The 3365-nt window shown below is 68.1% G+C and carries 3 protein-coding genes; 1 reads left to right on the top strand and 2 read right to left on the bottom strand.

Translation table 11 applies throughout. The features are described 5' to 3' along the window. Window positions 1-161: 161 nt before the first annotated feature. A complete protein-coding gene (locus JHN45_RS51780) occupies window positions 162-974 on the top strand; it encodes a hypothetical protein (protein ID WP_201056451.1) in 813 nt (270 codons plus the stop codon). Window positions 975-994: 20 nt separating this feature from the next. Here JHN45_RS51780 and disA read toward each other — a convergent pair whose 3' ends face one another. Both disA and radA read right to left on the bottom strand, forming a co-directional pair. Beyond that, a complete protein-coding gene (gene disA / locus JHN45_RS51775) occupies window positions 995-2119 on the bottom strand; it encodes a DNA integrity scanning diadenylate cyclase DisA (RefSeq protein WP_200716599.1) in 1125 nt (374 codons plus the stop codon). Window positions 2120-2201: 82 nt separating this feature from the next. Beyond that, window positions 2202-3365 (bottom strand): DNA repair protein RadA (radA, locus tag JHN45_RS51770; RefSeq protein ID WP_201056449.1); only part of this gene is annotated, 1164 nt, incomplete at its 5' end.

The raw sequence follows: 3365 nt of genomic DNA, 5'->3' as shown, positions 1-3365 counted from the left end.
GCCGTACCGCCACGCCCCGCTCCCGTGCGTCGGCGGGTGCGGGCTCGTGGTCCATTCCGCCTTGTTCCAGGCGGGGTTGCCGGGATGATGATCCGGAAAAGTTGGGGCCGGAGCGGCGGGTGGGGCGAGGTAACTCCCCGTTGTCTCGTAAGGTTTGAGCCGTGGGATCTCTGCGCAATCCGGTCGGGCCGCTTCCCTCCTCCATCTATTGGCGTCGGAGGGTCCTCATGGTGTCCGTGGTCGCCCTGTTGGCGCTGCTGATCACCTGGATCGTCACCTCGGGTGGCGGGGGCAGCAAGAACGGTGCCGATGGGGCGAAGAACGGCAGGACTCCCGCCCCTACGATCACTGCCGGGCCGTCCGGTACCGGGCCCGCCATCAGTCAACACCCCGGCGGCCGCGATGAGTCGAGCGGCGGCAGCAGCGGCAGTAGTAGTAGTGGCAGTAGTGGTTCCAGTGGCGGGTCGTCGGGTGACAGTGGCTCCGCTGGTGGGTCCGGGGACGGTGGCGGTAGTGGGGGGTCCAATGGGGGGAGTAGTACGGGGACCACGGTTCCTGCTGATTCGACCTTGGCCAACTGCACTGCCAGTGCTGTGCAGTTGAGTCTGCGGAGTCTGCACAACTCCTACTCGCCGGATCAGACGCCTACTTTTGTGCTGACCGCCAAGAACTCGTCCGGTAGTGACTGCAAGGTTGATCTCGGGCCCAAGAGTGCGGTGTTGACGATCACCGAGGCGGGGGGTGCCGCCGACTACTGGTCCTCCGCCGACTGTCCGAAGAGCTCCGGGAGTGTGTACTACCGGGTGTCCGCCGGGGGCGCTGTTTCGTACACGTTGAAGTGGGACCGCAAGCCGAGTGCGCCTGAGTGTGCGACTCCTCCGGCCGGGTCGGCCGGTGCGGGGACCTATCTGGTGGAGGCGGCTGCTTCCGGGTTCGCCAAGGCGCAGACCTCGTTCGTCCTGGCGAGTGACTGACGTCAACTAGTGCCTGGTTCCTAGACGTAGCGTTCCAGGATTGAGGACTCCGCCAGGCGCGAGAGGCCCTCTCGTACGCTTCTTGCCCTTGCCTCGCCCACGCCGTCGACCGTCTGGAGGTCGTCGACGCTTGCCGCCAGGAGCTTTTGGAGGCCGCCGAAGTGTTCCACCAGGCGGTCGATGATCGCGCCGGGGAGGCGCGGGACCTTGGCCAGGAGGCGGAAGCCTCGGGGGGAGACCGCAGAGTCGAGGGCCTCGGGGGAGCCGGTGTAGCCCAACGCGCGGGCCACGGTGGGGAGTTCGAGGAGTTCGGCGTGGGAGAGGGCGTCCAGTTCCGCCAGTGCTTCGTCCACCGTGCGGGAGCGTTTCGCGGTGGGTTCGGGGACGTAGTCGCGGACCACCAGTTCGCGTTCCGGGTGTACGCCCGCGATCAGTTCTTCGAGTTGGAGGGACAAGAGGCGGCCGTCTGTGCCGAGTTCTACGACGTACTCCGCGATTTCTGTGGCGATCAGGCGGACCATTTCGAGACGTTGGACCACTGCTGAGACGTCTCGGACCGTCACCAGGTCTTCGATCTCCAGGGCGGAGAGGGTTCCCGCCACCTCGTCCAGGCGGAGCTTGTAGCGCTCCAGGGTGGCCAGTGCCTGGTTCGCTCGGGACAGGATCGCCGCCGAGTCCTCCAGGACGCGGCGCTGGCCGTCCACGTAGAGGGCGATCAGGCGCATGGACTGGGAGACCGATACGACGGGGAAGTCCACCTGCTTGCTCACTCGGTCCGCTGTGCGGTGGCGGGTGCCCGTCTCTTCCGTGGGGATCGTGGGGTCGGGGACCAGCTGGACGCCGGCTCTGAGGATCTTGGAGAGGTCGGAGGAGACGACGATTCCGCCGTCCAGTTTGCAGAGTTCTCGTAGGCGGGTGGCCGTGAACTCCACGTCCAGGATGAAACCGCCGGTGCACATGGCTTCGACGGTCTTGTCGGAGCCGAGCACGATGAGTCCGCCCGTGTTGCCGCGGAGAATTCGCTCCAGGCCGTCGCGCAGGGCCGTGCCGGGTGCCACGGCGCTCAGTGAGGCGCGCATCAGCCCATCGGCACCGGAGCTCCCGCCGGACTTTCCGGGAGCTGACGCCCGGTCGTTGGCTGCCACTGCACTCCTCGGGTCGCAGGTTCTTCAGGCGCTCCCGTTTCGCACAGTTGGTTCGTACGGACGGGCGAGACCAGGGCAAAGTCTACCGGCGGTCCTCGCCGTCCCGTGGGGCCTCTCGTTTACGGGAGCGTGGAAGGACCTGGAGGGCGTCTCCTATGTCGGCCACTTCGAGGACCTTCATGCCGGGCGGGATCTTGCCCGGGTCGCCCGGAACGAGGGCGTGGGTGAAGCCCAGACGGTGTGCTTCGGAGAGTCTGCGCTGGACGCCCGTGACCCTTCTGACCTCGCCCGCCAGGCCCACTTCGCCGATCGCCACCAGGTTCTTGGGGAGCGGGACGTCGCTCGCCGCGGAGGCCAGGGCGAGGGCGATGGCCAGGTCTGCGGCCGGTTCTGAGAGTTTTACGCCGCCGACTGTGGCGGAGTAGATGTCTCGCTTGCCCAGGGCGCTGATTCTGCCTCGTTGTTCCAGGACCGCGAGCATCATCGAGACTCGGGAGGTTTCCAGGCCTGACGTGGTGCGGCGGGGGGAGGGGATCTGGGAGTCGACCGTGAGGGCCTGGACTTCGGCCACCAAGGGGCGGCGGCCCTCCAGGGTGACCGTCAGGCAGGTGCCGGGGACCGGTTCCGCTCGGCGGGTCAGGAACAGGCCGCTCGGGTCGGCCAGGCCCGTGATGCCCTCGTCGTGCAGCTCGAAGCAGCCGACCTCGTCCGTGGTGCCGTAGCGGTTCTTGACGCCCCGGACCAGGCGTAGGCGGGCGTGGCGGTCGCCCTCGAAGGACAGAACCACGTCCACCAGGTGTTCCAGGAGGCGGGGGCCCGCGATCGCGCCGTCCTTGGTGACATGGCCCACCAGGAGGGTGGACATGGCGCGCTCCTTGGAGGCGCGGATCAGGGCGCCGGCGACCTCGCGGACCTGGGCCATGCCGCCGGGGGCGCCGTCGATCTCCGGGGAGGCCACCGTCTGGACGGAGTCCAGGATCAGGAGGGAGGGCTTCACCGCGTCCAAGTGGCCCAGGATCGTGGCCAGATCGGTCTCGGCGGCCAGGTAGAGGTGGTCGTCGATCGCCTTGATGCGGTCGGCGCGCAGGCGGACCTGACTCGCCGACTCCTCGCCGGTGATGTACAGCGTGCGGTGTTCGTCGCTCGCCGCCTTGGCCGCCACGTCCAGGAGCAGGGTGGACTTGCCGACGCCCGGTTCGCCCGCGACCAGGACGACCGCTCCGGGGACCAGTCCGCCGCCGAGCAC

The organism is Streptomyces sp. MBT53 (genome assembly GCF_016654115.1).
GTDB lineage: Bacteria > Actinomycetota > Actinomycetes > Streptomycetales > Streptomycetaceae > Streptomyces.
The sequence above is the reverse complement of the archived record's forward strand: the minus strand, read 5'-3'. Positions and strand labels throughout refer to the sequence as shown.